15 protein-coding genes are annotated in these 14,739 nt (G+C 51.5%); 6 read left to right on the plus strand and 9 right to left on the minus strand.

Features of this window, described 5'->3' with window-relative positions; translation table 11 throughout:
- Nucleotides 1–124 precede the first annotated feature (124 nt).
- Nucleotides 125–616, minus strand: a complete 492-nt coding sequence (locus AC5JMP_RS20130; protein WP_495853272.1) for a redox protein — start codon at nt 614–616, stop codon at nt 125–127.
- 175 nt (nt 617–791) lie between these two features.
- On the opposite strand from AC5JMP_RS20130, the gene AC5JMP_RS20135 reads away from it, so the two are divergent.
- Together AC5JMP_RS20135 and AC5JMP_RS20140 are read left to right on the plus strand one after the other, a co-directional pair.
- Nucleotides 792–1,673 (plus strand): LysR family transcriptional regulator, encoded by an 882-nt coding sequence (locus tag AC5JMP_RS20135; protein WP_495853273.1) that lies wholly within the window; start codon nt 792–794, stop codon nt 1,671–1,673.
- A gap of 285 nt (nt 1,674–1,958) precedes the next feature.
- A complete protein-coding gene (locus tag AC5JMP_RS20140; RefSeq protein ID WP_495853274.1) occupies nt 1,959–2,786 on the plus strand; it encodes an HAD family hydrolase in 828 nt (275 codons plus the stop codon).
- Nucleotides 2,787–2,825: 39 nt separating this feature from the next.
- On the opposite strand, the gene mreD is transcribed toward AC5JMP_RS20140, so the two are convergent.
- The 3 genes from mreD to AC5JMP_RS20155 all read right to left on the minus strand — a co-directional run bounded on the left by mreD (nt 2,826) and on the right by AC5JMP_RS20155 (nt 5,362).
- Nucleotides 2,826–3,395, minus strand: a complete 570-nt coding sequence (mreD, locus tag AC5JMP_RS20145; RefSeq protein ID WP_495853275.1) for a rod shape-determining protein MreD — start codon at nt 3,393–3,395, stop codon at nt 2,826–2,828.
- Nucleotides 3,392–4,246 carry a rod shape-determining protein MreC gene (gene mreC, locus AC5JMP_RS20150; RefSeq protein ID WP_495853276.1) on the minus strand — a complete coding sequence of 285 codons (855 nt, stop codon included), beginning with the start codon at nt 4,244–4,246 and terminating at the stop codon, nt 3,392–3,394. Before mreC ends, mreD begins: the two co-directional genes overlap by 4 nt.
- Before the next feature lie 108 nt (nt 4,247–4,354).
- Nucleotides 4,355–5,362 carry a rod shape-determining protein gene (locus AC5JMP_RS20155; protein WP_495853277.1) on the minus strand — a complete coding sequence of 336 codons (1,008 nt, stop codon included), beginning with the start codon at nt 5,360–5,362 and terminating at the stop codon, nt 4,355–4,357.
- Between the two features lie 875 nt (nt 5,363–6,237).
- Here AC5JMP_RS20155 and AC5JMP_RS20160 point away from each other — a divergent pair.
- From AC5JMP_RS20160 to AC5JMP_RS20170, 3 genes are read left to right on the plus strand one after another with little or no spacing between them, the layout of a single operon-like run.
- The gene (locus AC5JMP_RS20160) at nt 6,238–6,603 is read left to right on the plus strand and encodes a single-stranded DNA-binding protein (protein ID WP_495853278.1); all 366 of its coding nucleotides are present in this window, start codon (nt 6,238–6,240) and stop codon (nt 6,601–6,603) included.
- Nucleotides 6,604–6,638: 35 nt separating this feature from the next.
- Nucleotides 6,639–7,139, plus strand: a complete 501-nt coding sequence (locus AC5JMP_RS20165; protein ID WP_495853279.1) for a hypothetical protein — start codon at nt 6,639–6,641, stop codon at nt 7,137–7,139.
- A 43-nt stretch (nt 7,140–7,182) separates the two neighbouring features.
- Nucleotides 7,183–7,566 (plus strand): nuclear transport factor 2 family protein, encoded by a 384-nt coding sequence (locus AC5JMP_RS20170; protein WP_495853280.1) that lies wholly within the window; start codon nt 7,183–7,185, stop codon nt 7,564–7,566.
- A 116-nt stretch (nt 7,567–7,682) separates the two neighbouring features.
- Here the strand turns inward: AC5JMP_RS20170 and AC5JMP_RS20175 are convergent, their stop codons facing one another.
- From AC5JMP_RS20175 to cobG, 5 genes are all read right to left on the minus strand, one after another.
- Nucleotides 7,683–8,408: a hypothetical protein gene (locus AC5JMP_RS20175; RefSeq protein WP_495853281.1), complete on the minus strand. Its 726-nt coding sequence runs from the start codon at nt 8,406–8,408 to the stop codon at nt 7,683–7,685.
- 107 nt (nt 8,409–8,515) lie between these two features.
- Nucleotides 8,516–10,312, minus strand: coding sequence for a precorrin-3B C(17)-methyltransferase (cobJ, locus tag AC5JMP_RS20180; RefSeq protein ID WP_495853282.1), 1,797 nt, complete (start codon nt 10,310–10,312; stop codon nt 8,516–8,518).
- Nucleotides 10,309–11,010 carry a precorrin-2 C(20)-methyltransferase gene (locus AC5JMP_RS20185; RefSeq protein WP_495853283.1) on the minus strand — a complete coding sequence of 234 codons (702 nt, stop codon included), beginning with the start codon at nt 11,008–11,010 and terminating at the stop codon, nt 10,309–10,311. Before AC5JMP_RS20185 ends, cobJ begins: the two co-directional genes overlap by 4 nt.
- The gene (locus AC5JMP_RS20190) at nt 11,010–11,636 is read right to left on the minus strand and encodes a precorrin-8X methylmutase (protein WP_495853362.1); all 627 of its coding nucleotides are present in this window, start codon (nt 11,634–11,636) and stop codon (nt 11,010–11,012) included. Before AC5JMP_RS20190 ends, AC5JMP_RS20185 begins: the two co-directional genes overlap by 1 nt.
- 44 nt (nt 11,637–11,680) lie before the next feature.
- Nucleotides 11,681–13,273, minus strand: coding sequence for a precorrin-3B synthase (cobG, locus tag AC5JMP_RS20195; RefSeq protein ID WP_495853284.1), 1,593 nt, complete (start codon nt 13,271–13,273; stop codon nt 11,681–11,683).
- Nucleotides 13,274–13,541: 268 nt separating this feature from the next.
- Between cobG and cbiE the strand changes: the two genes are divergently transcribed.
- Nucleotides 13,542–14,738: a precorrin-6y C5,15-methyltransferase (decarboxylating) subunit CbiE gene (cbiE, locus tag AC5JMP_RS20200; RefSeq protein WP_495853363.1), complete on the plus strand. Its 1,197-nt coding sequence runs from the start codon at nt 13,542–13,544 to the stop codon at nt 14,736–14,738.
- The last annotated feature ends 1 nt before the right edge of the window (nt 14,739 follow it).

The raw sequence follows: 14,739 nt of genomic DNA on the forward strand, positions 1-14,739 counted from the left end.
CAGGTTAAGCAATGCCGAATCAAGAGCTGAAGAGAACAAGGTGTCGCCATAGGGTATTTTCTGAAAACTCCGCTGTGCCAAGTTTTCAGAAAATACCTTACGCAAGGCAGGACTTCAAGTAAACTTAAGCCGCCCTCGCATTGCTGAAATTAAACTGATGCAGCTTTGGCGGCTGTGCAGCTTTGGAAGTGGCTTGCAGTAACCGAGGAATGTCGCCACTGTTGTAGACTCGAAACTCGCTTTCCACGGTGGCTGTTGCCGTGCGAACCGCCTGGTTTAGCACCAGTGAGCCTTCTGGATCAGACACCGATCGGTGAAAGGTACCGGGAGGCAGTCTCAGAATGTCGCCATTGGCTTCTAGCCGAACGATATGAAACGGACAATCCCAGGAAAAGTTGACCAGGTAGAATGTCCGTCCGCCCGACAGCGCCAGCAGATTGTCTTGCTGATTGGGGTGAAGATAGAACTGCCAGTAGCCTTCTGGGCTATTGTTGGGGCTGACGGCGGGACCTTCATGAAAAACCAAATCGCGGGCGTTGGAATCAGAGATGGTGATGTCAAAAAAACGGACGCTGGGCGTGTCTCGGAATTTTTGGTAAGGAATAAGTTCAAACATGGCGATCGCTCCTATTGCGAGAGAAGTCTAAAGACTTGTTCAAATGCAAGTCGCAAACTCAACTCACAAATGTGTAGATAATTTAACTGCTGTTAACTCTAGTTAACCTCAGCATTTTTACAAGATCAAAACCAGCGGCGTTGGGCATCTATTCAGAAAGTGCATCGATGTGTCAATGAATATTAGCCATTTACGGATTCTACTGATGGTCGTTGAGCAGGGCAGCTTTTCGATGGCGGCTTTGAAGCTAGATACGTCTCAGGCGGCAGTGAGTCGGGCGATCGCGGCTCTAGAAGATGAGCTTGGCGTATCTTTGCTGACGCGGGGACGCTTTGGGGCACATCCTACATTGGTCGGTGAGCGGGTGCTACATCATGCTCGTGACATTTTGCAATCTCGTGAAAATATCGAATACGAGATCAATTTGGTTAAAGGATTAGAAGGCGGGCGGGTGCGCATTGCATCTTTCCGCAGTGCGGCGACGCATTTGCTACCGCCAATGATTGCCAAATTTTCCCAGCGGTTTCCCAGTATCGAGGTAACGCTGACCGAAGATGATCCGATCGGCATTGAGCAGGCGTTGCGAGAAGGCAGGGTGGATATTGGGCTAGTGCCGCTGCCGCGATCGTCGGAGGAATTTGAAACCTGGGAAATTGCCCGTGATGAATTTGTGGTGCTGCTACCTCAGCCGCACCAGCCGCCGGAAGCGCTGACCTGGAAAATGCTGTCGGCATACTCGTTTATTTTGTACAACTACGCAGAATGCACTTCAGCAGTGCGTAATCACTGGGCGCAGACGCAGCAATCGCTGAAAGTTGCCTATGAAATTAAGGAAGATTCGACGATCGTCAGCATGGTGGCTCAGGGTTTGGGAGCAGCTATTTTACCCAGATTAGCTGCTTTACCCATTCCTAACGGTGTGGTGGTGCGATCGCTTCCCGTCAGGTTAGAGCGAGTGATCGGAGCTGCCGTTATAGCAAACGTACTGCATCCACCAGCAGTCTTCGCGTTCTTAGACTTGCTACGCAGCACTGGACTATTTGCTAAGCGGGGTTAAGCATTATTGAACGGCATTGAACAGCATTGAACGGCATTGCTCAATCTGGGCATTTTAGAGTTGGCTGACAGGATAGGATCGGCAAACACAAATTAGGTCGATAACTGTTTTTAACTCAACTGTTAACATTGAAGTAGAAACACCAGTCGCTCTGAAATCAATATTCGTATCATAATATTTTCTAATCTTATAAACTCAGAACTTGTTGACGACTTATGAAATCAGCTGTTAACGTGAAGAAATATTTCGCACAACTCTGAGTTTTCGAGTCTACACAAAAGATTTATGGCACAGCTTGCCGCCTTCGAGCACAACTTACGCTACATGTATCCTTATTCGCTTGACGCTCAATTTTTTGAGAATCTGACGGTTTTCTGTGATTTTGATGGTCCCATTGTAGATGTGTCCGATCGCTATTACCACACCTACCAGTCGAGTCTGACGACCATCGAGGCGCACTACAGGCAAGACGCTGGAACTCAGAAAACTCTTCATCTCAATTATTTGACCAAAGAGCAGTTTTGGAGCATGAAGCAGGAGCGGATGCCCGACCGAGAAATCGCCATGCGATCGGGGTTGCAGGGTGATCAAATAGATGCGTTTTTGCGGCAAGTTAGCGAGATTGTTAATCAGCCGGGTCTGCTGCATCAGGATCAGCTTCAGCAAGGCGTCAAGTGGGCGCTGGCTCTTCTCCATGCTCAAGGCGTTCGTTTAGTGCTGGTGACACTTCGCTGTCAAGAACAGGCAACCCAAATTCTCCGCAGCTATGGCATAGAGCATCTATTTAACCAAATTTGGGGCACGCATGATCAAAACGCCGCCTATACAAACCTAGCAGAGCAAAAAACGCAGCTTTTGGCAAATGCGATCGCAGCTTGTCCTCACACTTCCCCTATTTCTGCCTGGATGATCGGCGATACAGAAGCCGATATTTTGGCAGGTCAGACGATGGGAATACCCACGATCGCCCTCACCTGCGGGATTCGTAGTCAAGCCTATCTACAGCGGTTTGAGCCTACTCGCATCCATGCCGATCTGCTGTCGGCTTCTCACTACCTGGTCAGCCAAATGCCCATTCACCAGATGTCAGACTCCTTCAAACGTATTGAATGAGCGCGGTCTAGCGGCGACTGCTCATGTTACCGCCAGTTCTTAAGTCTGTTCAGATATTTGAATCCGCTCCCACCAATGGTTAAGCGGATAATAGACCACAGGTGCCCAAAGGCTGCTGAGAATCGCAGAGCTGAGGGCGATTTGCTGATGGTAGATCCAGATCTCGGATAGCGTACGCTGACCATCTCCGGACTCTGCTCCTAGAGTGCCTAAGCTGAACTGAATGGCAATGATTGTTTCTGCCAAAACCGCCATCCCAAAGACAATCAGAGCGATCGAAATAAAATCTTCTTTCACATAGCGCGGCTTTTGGATACGGGCAGTCAGAAGACCGACGATCGCCAGACTAAAGGCATGAGTTGGGTTGGGTGAAGTCATGCCGTCTTGAATCAGCCCCAGAGCCAGACCCGCAAGCGCTCCTTGAAACAGCGTGCGTTTGACACTCCAAGCCACCACCCAAATGAGTAGCCAGTTAGGATTGGAGGACAGTAACTCCATACCCGGAAGCCGCGTGGGCAATAGGAGCAGACAAAACAGCACTGAAGCAGCCGTCACACAACAATCTAGCAGCCGTCGAGTCGTAGGATGTAAGGCATGAAGATCGATCAAAAGCCATTACCCCTGGGCTGATTCGAGTCGTCGCTCTGGGGCACTGACGGCTCAGATAAAGCATTGGTATCTTGCAAATCATCTTCTGCACTCAGATTGCTGGGATCAGCCGCTGCTTGAGGCGTGGAATAAACCATCACCCACTCTAGATGGCTGATGGGAGCCGATAGCTCAATGACTGCCTCTGGAGCTGGACTTTTGTTGAGATTAACAGATTCCACGGTGCCTATTGGCAGTCCAGGTGGAAACCGTCGGCTGATGGAGGAGGTTGTCACTACATCACCCGGTCGGACATCAGGAACCTTGTCAAAAAACTCCATGATCACTCGATTGGCCCCTTGTCCCCGCACGTAGCCCATGTAGCGCGATCGCGTAATGGTTACACCGACTTGACTCGTGGGATCGCTAATCAGCAAAACTCGACTGCTATGATCAGTGACTTCAGTGATGCGACCGACAATGCCACCGCTAGTGGCGATCGATCCCACCTGAATACCATCTTTCTTACCCCGTCCTAAAATTGTCTGCTGCCACCAATGATCTGGACTGCGACCAATCACGGGAGCTGCTATACCGTTGCTGGGCTGTTTCGCGGTATAACCCACTAGCTCCTGAAGCTGCTGGTTTTGGCTTTGCAGTTCTGCAATGCGCTGCTCTAGCTCTAGGGTGCGTGGATCGATCGTCTGCTCGGCGGATGTGGGCAAGCCAGTGAAAGGACGAGCCAACAACTGATAAAGCTCAAAGATCGCTGCACCTTGAGTTTGACGAACTGCCCAAGAACAAATAACCACTGCGACAACTAGCCCCAGCCGAATTCCATTTCGATCCCACCAACGACGCAGCGTATACATTTAGCCTACGGTTTCTCGCCTACGATCCTTAGTCCAGAAAGCACCCTGCTCAGAAGCACCTTACTCAAAAACATCCTGCTTAGAAAGGATTAATTCAAAGAGCATTGCCTAGAAGTTTCGAGAACGACCGCTGAAGACACGCTCAAGCTGCTTGAAGTTCTCTAAAACCCTTCCAGTTCCCAGCACCACACAGCTCAGGGGATCAGCCGCCACATGGACGACAATGCCCGTCTCATGGCTAATCAGAGTATCTAAGCCCTTGAGCAAGGCACCACCACCCGCTAGCATAATGCCGCGATCGATAATATCGGCAGCCAGCTCTGGCGGAGTTCTCTCTAGAGTGCGCTTAACTGCTTCAATGATTACCGTTAAAGGCTCAGCCATTGCCTCCCGAATTTCAGGACCTTTCACCATCACTGTGCGGGGCAAACCTGACAGCAGATGCAGACCCCGAACATCCATGACCAGCTCACTATCGTCATCCATCGGGTAGGCAGAGCCGATCATGATCTTGATTTCTTCAGCCGTGCGCTCCCCAATGACCAGGTTGTGCACCTTCTTCATGTAGTTGAGAATTGCCTCACTCAGCTCATCTCCTGCCACTCTGACCGATTCACTCAGCACCGTGCCCTGCAAGCTCAAAACAGCCACTTCTGTCGTGCCGCCGCCGATGTCGATAATCATGTTTCCAGTGGGTTCGGCAACAGGCAAGCCTGCGCCAATTGCTGCTGCTACAGGTTCATCGATCAAGTAAACGTCCCGCGCTCCAGCTTGCGAGGCTGCTTCCATGACCGCCCGTCGCTCAACGCCAGTTACGCCACTGGGAATGCCGATGACAATTCGAGGGGAAACCAGCGTTCTGCCTTCATTCACCCGTCGGATGAAATGCTTCAGCATTAGCTCAGCCGTATCAAAATCAGCAATTACGCCATCTCGTAGAGGTCGCAGGGCAACCACATTACCGGGGGTACGTCCCAGCATTTTTTTGGCATCTTCCCCAACGGCCAGGGGCACCTTATTTTCCTGATCCATGGCAACCACAGAAGGCTCTTGAAGCACAATGCCCCTACCGGATACATAGACCAGCGTGTTGGCAGTACCCAGATCGATACCCATGTCACGCGAGAGTGAAAAGCGATTACGGAAACCCACTAGCTTTCTAAGCCCCCAAAATCAATGCTTTAATTTACGAACCACACGATGGCGAATTACACCCAAGAATTCTATTACGTTTTCAACATAGAGTCTAGCCGAAGTCAGAAAAGCGACTCAACTGCTTTTTTTACCTGGTTTCTGCTTAGCCATCTTAAGTATTATCCAGGTGCCCTGATGCGATCCGATCGCCCTGTCTCAATCACTGCTTTAGATAAATTACTCCACGCAGTTCAACTCATCGTAGCAGCAAGTGTAAAACTTCGCAGAATACGAAGGTGCAATCGACAAATTTTGACTTGAGTCATGCTGAAACCCCTGCAACTGCCCTGTGGGACGCGCAAGCTGTATAGCTTCAAAATAATATAGGCTATCAGGTCTTAAACTCTAAGAGAATTTTTGGATGCTGATGATAGCTAGTCTAAAAATCTTGTTAGAAGGTTTATAAATCCTCTAATTTGTAGCGACATGACGAAGGATAGGCTGTTTGCAGTTTATCTGTGGACTATCAGCAAAACGCTTAGCGAAATGATCAAATTTCCGATCATTTTCATACAGAGACATTATATATGTCAGCCTTTACACTTACACTATGTCAGCCTTTGCACTATGTCAGTTCATATAGAGTTAATTCATATAGAGACGTCGAGAGACATTTTTATGCTGGGAGCCTAAATGGTAAAACTCAAGCTGCCAGATTATAATTGTCTGCTGCCGTCAAAGATTTGCCCAGAGTTCGCTAGAATAGCTAAGATTAAAGTGTGAATACAATTGTACTGTTATTACAATATTCAAGTCTTCAATCTCGGTGAGCTGTAGCTAAAACGTTGGAGGAAATAATGAGCTTAAATTTGGTCACACTGGTGGGTCGTGCAGGACGCGATCCAGAAGTTAGGTATTTTGAGTCGGGTAGTGTTGTTTGCAATCTGACGCTGGCAGTCGATCGCCGCCGAAAGAACAGTGAAGAGCCAGACTGGTTTAGCCTAGAGATCTGGGGTAAAACGGCAGAAGTCGCGGCTAATTATGTGCGTAAAGGCAGCCTAATTGGCGTAACGGGTGCGCTGAAATTGGAGCATTGGCAAGATCGGGGCACAGGGATGGCTCGCTCTAAGCCCGTGATTCGAGTCGATCGCCTTGAGCTTTTAGGTTCTAAGCGAGACAATGAAGGCGGACAGGGTGGCGGTGAGAGTGACGATATGTATTAGAGGAAGCTGTATTAAAGGAAGCCTGAGCGTAACCTATGCCTAAATTTGCAACGACCTTGGCATGGCAGCAGGCGGACTTGCTGATGCAGCCTATCTTCATCCGAGTAGTTGACAATATCGGCAAGCGGTTGGAGCAGTCTGCCTGGAAGGGAACCTATCATGAGGTGGCGGTCTGGGCAGAAGATGTGCCAGAAGCGACCCAAGCGATCGTCACTCAGCTTCAAGACCAGCTTGCAACCGCCCTGCCTGAGCAAGTCGATGACATTGAAGCAGCTTTGGCGCAGTTGCCGAGTTCGCACCCTGGATATTTGCTTTGCTTGCAGCAGGGCGATCGCCAAATCACGGTAGATATTTGGCAGCTCTGCTACCAGATTTGCTTTCGTAACTACAGCCCAGTGCTGAATGCGATGGATGTCAATCTCAAGGTAGAGGTAGATACGAGTTTAATTGACGAGAGCGGAGACGTTGACTGGATAAAGCTAGATGCTAAAACTCAGCAGATTATCGATCAAATTTTCTCTAGTCTGCCTCACTAAGGTTTTGTGTTAAGCACAGTCCTATCCCTTTCATCTACCTCTTATGGCAAATCAATCTGCACCCGAAATCAAGTTGCTACGCGCAGCGTACGCGGCTTTCAACGCGCGCGATATTGACGCTGCTCTTGCCCTCATGACTCCCAATGTAGCTTGGCCGAAAGCGTTCAAAGGCGGTTTTGTCCGTGGGTCTGAAGAAGTCCGCGCTTACTGGACGGAGCAATGGAGCGAGATTAACCCTCACGTTGAGCCGATCGCCTTTCACCTAGAGGATGCTGGGCAAGTCTTGGTTGAGGTGCATCAGGTCGTGCGCGATCTGACCGGAGCCGTACTTGCCGATGAGCATGTTAGTCACCGTTTCACCCTTGAACATGGCTTGATTCAAGCCATGGAAGTCTATGCAATTCCATTGTCCGGTTCTGGTGCCTAACTACGCGCTCTGGTGAACAGAGGCTGGCGTTTAAGTATTCTCTTTCAGTCAGTCTTTGCCTCGCCAGCCTCTGTCGTCGAGTTTGAGATCGTTAGATAGATTTGTGAGGGCGATCGCTAAAACCTTCGACCTAGAAGTCTTTGCCTCATGCCTTCCGCAATTTTTTGTCCCAGATATTCTGGAATCAAGCTTTCGTTGGGGCCTAGCAAATACAAAATCAGCCGAGTTCGTCCTCGCCAGACCAGCAGATTGGCATTGACGACCAGCAAGTCTTCCTGCCAAATGGCATACATCACTTTGTAGAACAATCCAGGCTGGTTGTCTGCTTCAATCAGCAGGGCGGGCAGGTGAAACACAGGATCGACATAAAATTCAGTTTCTACTTGCTCTAAGCCTGCATCTAGGTTGAACTCGACTGCCAGCATTTCTTCGACTTCAAAGCGTCCGGCTAGCGCCTCTCGTACAGCTCGGCAAACGTTTTCAGCCGTTTTGTCTGTTAGAGCTTTGCCGCCTCTAGAAACGACAAGCTTGACAAAAACCAGCATGGGCGGATAAATCTGCCCGTAGAGGCTGAGGCTGTGAATAGTCAGACCATAGGCTGCTAAGACTCCAAAAATATCGCTGAGCAAAAAAGATTGATTGCGATAGGCAAAATGGAGCGCGCTTTTGGTGCCCTCAGAGGCAAGTTCAATCACGGCTTGACGACTTTTGTAGAGCTGATAGGCAAGCCTCAGGTTCTGTAGCTGAATCTCGCTGCTCACAAATTGCTCATAGAATTGAGGGAAGGCTCGATTGAAGCGCTTCAGTAGTTCCAATGTGGATGGTTTCAAACCCGAAGCCATAAATCTTGTGGGAGTTGCTTGCCAGAAGGTTAAGGGTCGCCCAGGCAAGGGAGATGTGCCTTGTTACTAGAGAACCCGAAGCCGGGGTCGATCGCTCATTCCTGAGTCTAGAGAATCTTAACAACAGATTCATAGTTTCGGGGGGTATAGACCCAAGTGCCGCCAGAACTGCGATCGACAATGCGGGTTTGGCTAGAGCCGATGAGAATTACCGTTCGCATATCGGCATGGGCAGGGGTGAGTTGATCGAGGAAAATGACTTGAACGCTCTGACCAGGACGACCAAGGTTACGCGCCAAGATGACAGGCGTTTGGGGCGATCGCCACCTTAGCAAAATCTGCTGAGCTTCTGCCAACTGCCAGGTGCGCTGCTTGGAGACCGGATTGTAGAAGGCGATGGCAAAATCTGCCGCCGCCGCAGCCTCAATCCGTTGGGCAATAATTGACCAAGGCTTGAGAATATCCGACAGGGAAATGGCGCAAAAGTCGTGCCCCAAGGGAGCGCCGATCGCTGCTGCTGCTGCCTGCATCGCCGAAATGCCGGGAGCCACATGGAGCGCAATGCTGTTCCAGTTGGGATTTGCCTCGCGATCGATAACTTCAAATACTGCCGATGCCATCGCGTAAATACCGGGATCTCCCGAAGAAACGATGACGACCGATCGCCCCTCTGTCGCCAAATCGAGCGCCATTCTGGCTCGTGCCAGTTCTTCCCGATTATCAGACTCATGCCGCCTGCCCTTGCCCAAATCGCCAATCAGATTCAGATAGGTACTGTAGCCCACCAGGTCTGTTGCCGATTCGAGAATTGCTTTGACCTCTGGAGACATCCACTGTTCGCCTCCAGGACCTGTGCCAATAATGGTGAGTTTTCCCTGGGGCTGTCCGATGGCATCAGGATTAAGGGGTTGAGGCGCAACGGCGATCGCAGAATGTCTATCGCAAGCCAGCAATGTCCCAGCCGCACCAACTGCCGTCAAGGCGATCGCTGCCGCAGAGTTGTACTTAGAATTTTGATGCGAATTTTGATGCTGAGCAAGCGCTGCTGCGAGATGAGTCGGCGTAAAGAATCGAGCGGGAACGTTGAAAGCTTGGGCGATCGCTTGAACTGCCGGATGATTGGCTTCAGCAACTTCCGCAAAAACGCCCGCGATCGAGGCAAGAGCTAGATCTTCTGCTGCCAACTGTTGCTGTATGGACAAAACGATTTCTTGTGGATCTGCTTCAAGAAGGCTGAGGGCGATCGCGATCGTTGCCGGGTGATAGACCAGGCGATCGGGCGTGGGGGGGATCGATCGTTCAGTCACTTGAATTGTTCGTGCCGCACCGTCAGAGATAGGCAGTCGGTCAAGACTGAGCCAAGGCGCAGAGCCTTCAATTTTTACAGACTCACCCGCCAGCAGATCTGCGAGAAAAGTCTTTGTCTGATCGTCAGAGTTGGCTAACCGATATCCAGTAGGGGGAGACAGAAGAGCGGCACGGAACCGCAGATCGCCTGTGGTGGTGATAGCAGGGCTAATGCCCAGTGCCGCAGCGACTTGCCGAGCCAGATCGTTCGCGCCGTTCAGCCCGCCCAACAGGGGAACCACTGCGCTGCCATCTTCTGCGATCGCCAGCACGGGAGGCTCAGCGCGTTTATCACTCAGCAATGGGGCAAGCGTCCGAATCAAAATTCCGGCAGCGCATACGCCGATAATTGCCTTACCTTCAGCAAATAATTCCCGCAGGGTTTCGCCAAAATCACTAAAGCTGACATCTACTTCAGTCGTACGGGTAGACAGACCGTAGAGTTGAGACCCTGGGAGAACCTGCATTAATTGACGTGCCAGGGATACGCTGTTTTGCCCCAAGACGACGATCGCAACCTTTTTTCTCTGTAGATCGGTCATAGCTAAGTCGGTCATAAGTGCGCTTTACTCGGCACCAAAATCATAGAGAAGTAGGGTACGTTACTGGCATCAACCTGCTCAATCGGCACAATCTGTTGGTCACTCATGGTTGCCCGCTCAATATACTGAGCGCGAGATACCAGACTAAGCTGTTGGAGAACCGATCGCACCTTCTCAAAATGTCGTCGCAGCTTAATAATGGCGACCGCATCCGCGTTCAACAGCTGCGTTGCCAAAACATCTGTAGGCAGCGCAGCTGAAAGTACGCTAAAGATATCATTTCTGTAACTCAAAGGCACTCCTAAAGCAGAAGCACAGGCCATCGGAGAAGAGACACCTGGAACCACCTCAGTTTGAAATTTTGCAGACAATCGAGTGAACAAATACATAAACGATCCATAGAATAGCGGATCGCCCTCACATAGCACCGCCACATCTCGCCCAGCAGACAGATGTTCAGCAATGGGAGCGATCGCTTGAGCATACAACGGCTGTGCTGCCTGAGGATCATCGGCACGCGGAAAGTGAAACCGCACCTCAGTCTGATGACCTGGTAGATAGGATGCCACGATCGATCGCGCTACGCTGTCTCGATCCTCAGCAGATTGATACGCAACCACAGGAACAGACTGTAGGATTCGCAACGCTTTGAGAGTCAAAAGCTCCGGATCTCCCGGCCCTACCCCAATTCCATAAAGGCGACCCTGCAACATTATTCTTCCTCCATTGCCAAAGCGTTCACAGCCGCTGCCGCCATGGCGCTACCGCCCCGCCGCCCATGAATCGTTAGAAAAGGGACGCCCCGGCTATTCTCTGCCAGAGCCGCCTTAGACTCCGCCGCACCCACAAATCCCACCGGAAATCCCAGGATCAGCGCAGGTTTAGGCACCCCTTCATCCAGCAATTCCAGCAGCCGAAACAGAGCCGTTGGAGCATTGCCGATCGCCACCACCGCCCCTGCCAACTGCCCTCGCCATAGCTCTAGTGCCGCCGCCGATCGCGTGTTCTGAATTTTTTGAGCGATCGCCGGAACCTCCGCCTCATTCAGCGTACAAATTACCGCGTTATTGGCAGGCAACCGCTTACGGGTCACTCCATTTGCAACCATCTGCGCATCACACAAAACCATCGCCCCCTCCGCCAGAGCCGACCGACCGATCGCACCCGCACCCGGCGAATAAGCTAAATCATCCACAATATCCGTCATGCCACAAGCATGAATCAACCGCACCACCACAGACTCCAAATCAGACGGCAGCGCCGCCAAATTCACCTCCGATCGAATGATCGAAAAAGAACGACGGTAAATCTCGCTCCCATCCCGAATATAGTCAAGCATCGTAGGCTCAGGCATTGTAAACTCAGGCATCGTAGGCTCAGACATTAACGCCCTATCCTCCCACCGATGCAACGCGACCTCTCCAACTCATCCAGCCTCTCGTGTGGAGGGGGTGTGGGGGACGCACCCGTCCCCTGCCGGGGGTTTGGGGGAGACCCCCAAGGCTGTTGGCTGTCTCCCAGCAATTGCTTAAGTTGATTAATGCTATATCGATCGACAAATTCCACAAAAGTCTCCGTAGCATCAACCCGCCGATCCTGATAAAGTCTCAGCATTCGTTCAATTAAATGAAACAACTGTTCAAGAGAGCATTCTCGATAGAGTTCTCGTCCCAATGTTAAATTCCGACTCCCAACATACAGGACATAAGCTTCGATCGCACCTGCCACTCCCACCAACGTCACATCAGCCGCGTGATGCTGAGCGCAAGATTTTTCACAGCCGCTGAAGTGAACATTAAAGGAACGATCGAGCTTTACCCGTCGCTCTAAGTATTCTGCCAGCGCTAAGGCATGGCTTTGGGTATCAGTCGCCGAAAATTTACAGCCCCTGCTGCCTACACAGGCAACGATCGCTCCCCAAGGATGAGTTGCCGCTCCAGATAATCCCAAAGCCTCCAGACTTTCCTGCACTGCCCCAATCTGCGATTCAGGAATATTGGGAATCAGCAGATTTTGCCAGGGCGTAAGTCGCAGGGTGCCATCGCCGTACTGAGCTGCCAGAACGCTCAATCCCTGGAGTTGATCAGCTTCTAGTCTCCCCAGAGGAAGCGCAATGCCCCTGTAGAAAAGCCCCGGCTGCTGTTGAGAATGGGTACCCAGATGTTTAGCTGAACGAAGGCTATCAAGCTCCCCAAATCTATCAACTCTGAAGGGATTTGGACGTGGAGCCGAAGGGCTTGAATAATTGACTACTTGTTTTTCCAACGCCTGAAGTACGGCCGTAATGCCCCAGTTTCTCAGAAATTCTCTAAAGCGAGGTTTGAGACTGCGCCTATGGAGATCGGGATCGCGTTGAGGAGCCTGCCGCACCGTGTAATCCAGGTACAAAGCCGATAATGTCGCCAGCGCAGATAAACTCTCCTCTGGCTCTAGCAAAATCCCGACATCCTGAGGCGGCTCTCCTCGATCGCCCAAGCTCAAGTGCAGCCGAAAATAGACTGCCTCATCCCGCTTCACCGCCACCAAGCTAATATCATTGGGGCGATCGCGCACCGAAACCGCTTCACCGCCATCAAAGCAGACGCTAAACTTCGCTGAAAGCCCAGCCAGCTCAGGATGAAAGCTCAAATAACGATCCCACTGCGCGACCCAAGGGCGAGTATCGATCAGCGCTTGAGCATCAATTCCTGCCGTTGGGCTAGCCATGATATTGCGCAAGTGATCAGTCTCTTGGGCAGCAGCTAAACCTGCTTCCTGAAGATGCGCCAATGTGTCTCTCGACAAAGCCTCAGCCGATCGAATTTGTAGATTAGCCCGATTGGTAATTTGAACAGCGCCGTAGCGACTGGCTAAAGATGCGATCGCTTCGCAGTGCCGCGCCGCCAGAATACCGCCCGGAATACGAATGCGAGACAAGACTCCGTCTTGAGAAGGCGTGGCGTAAAATAAGCCAGGACAAGCAGTTTCAGTCAACATCAACTCCTTCCCCGTGCGACGCAGGGAAATAGGTAGAAAATCAGCATATGTGGCGGCATCCTTACGACACCACCAGAGTCGGCATTCTGACTGGAGCTTAGCCCATGACTTCGCTCATGAGTAGCCCATTACAGTTGCGGCACAGTACCGGAATCGCACCGGACTTTCCCAACCCCAAGCTTGACTAACTTAGCATGGTCAGGTAGTGAAAATGCTAGACGGCGAGTTTTTCTTAAACATGAGCTTAGAGATGGGCTTAGATAATGGTATGGCTCAGAAATGGCTATCGATCGTGGGCATTGGCGAAGATGGGCTGCCTGGATTAAGCCCGATCGCTCGATCGCTCGTGGATGGCGCTGAGATTCTAGTGGGAGGCGATCGCCATCTGGCAATGCTGCCCGACGACGATCGGCATCGCCTGATTTGGGCAGTTCCGATTAGCCGCTCTGTGGATGAAATTGTGCGGCAACGCGGTCAGCCCGTCTGCGTTTTGGCAAGTGGCGATCCGATGTGCTATGGCATTGGCGTGACATTGACCCGGCAAGTGCCGATCGCTGAAATCACAATCATTCCCGCTCCTTCCGCCTTCAGCCTTGCCTGTGCCCGCTTGGGCTGGTCGCGCTCTGAAATAGAAACCCTGAGCCTGTGCAGCCGTCCGTTGGCGCTGCTATCGACCTACCTCTATCCCCAGGCAAAACTCCTGATTTTGAGTGAAGGCAAACATACTCCGGCGATCGTCGCAGAATTTCTCACTCAACGAGGCTTCGGCGACAGTCGTACCACTGTATTGGAACGCCTAGGCGGAGCGCATGAGCGACAGATCACGGGTATTGCCGCCACTTGGACAGAAAGCAATCTAGCTGACCTCAATACGATCGCCGTGGAGTGTATCTCCGATAGCGCACTATCGCGTCTTCCAGGACTTCCCGATGCAGCGTATCACCACGACGGGCAGATCACCAAACGCGAAGTTCGTGCCGTCACCTTGTCAGCCTTGGCTCCTCTGCCAGGAGAGCTAATGTGGGATGTGGGCGCAGGCTGCGGCTCGATCGCCATTGAATGGATGCGTAGCCATCCCCGCTGTCGGGCGATTGCCATCGAGAAATCCCGGACGCAGTACATTGCCGACAATGCAGCAGCACTGGGCACACCTAACCTGCAAATTGTTGAAGGAACCGCCCCGAATGCTCTTCAGAACCTGCCTATTCCCGATGCCATCTTCATCGGCGGCGGCATCACCCATCCAGGACTGCTAGAAACCTGTTGGAACGCTCTAAAACCGGGTGGGCGATTGGTTGCCAATGTCGTGACGCTAGAAGGAGAACGAACTCTGTTTGAATGGCATGAAAAGCAGGGTGGAGAATTCATCCGCATCGGCATTCAGCGAGCAGAGCCAGTCGGCAAGTTTTTGGGCTGGCGATCGCTGGCAACAGTCACCCAGTGGACTGTGATGAAACCCTCTTGAT

The sequence above is a fragment of the Drouetiella sp. genome (genome assembly GCF_059504425.1).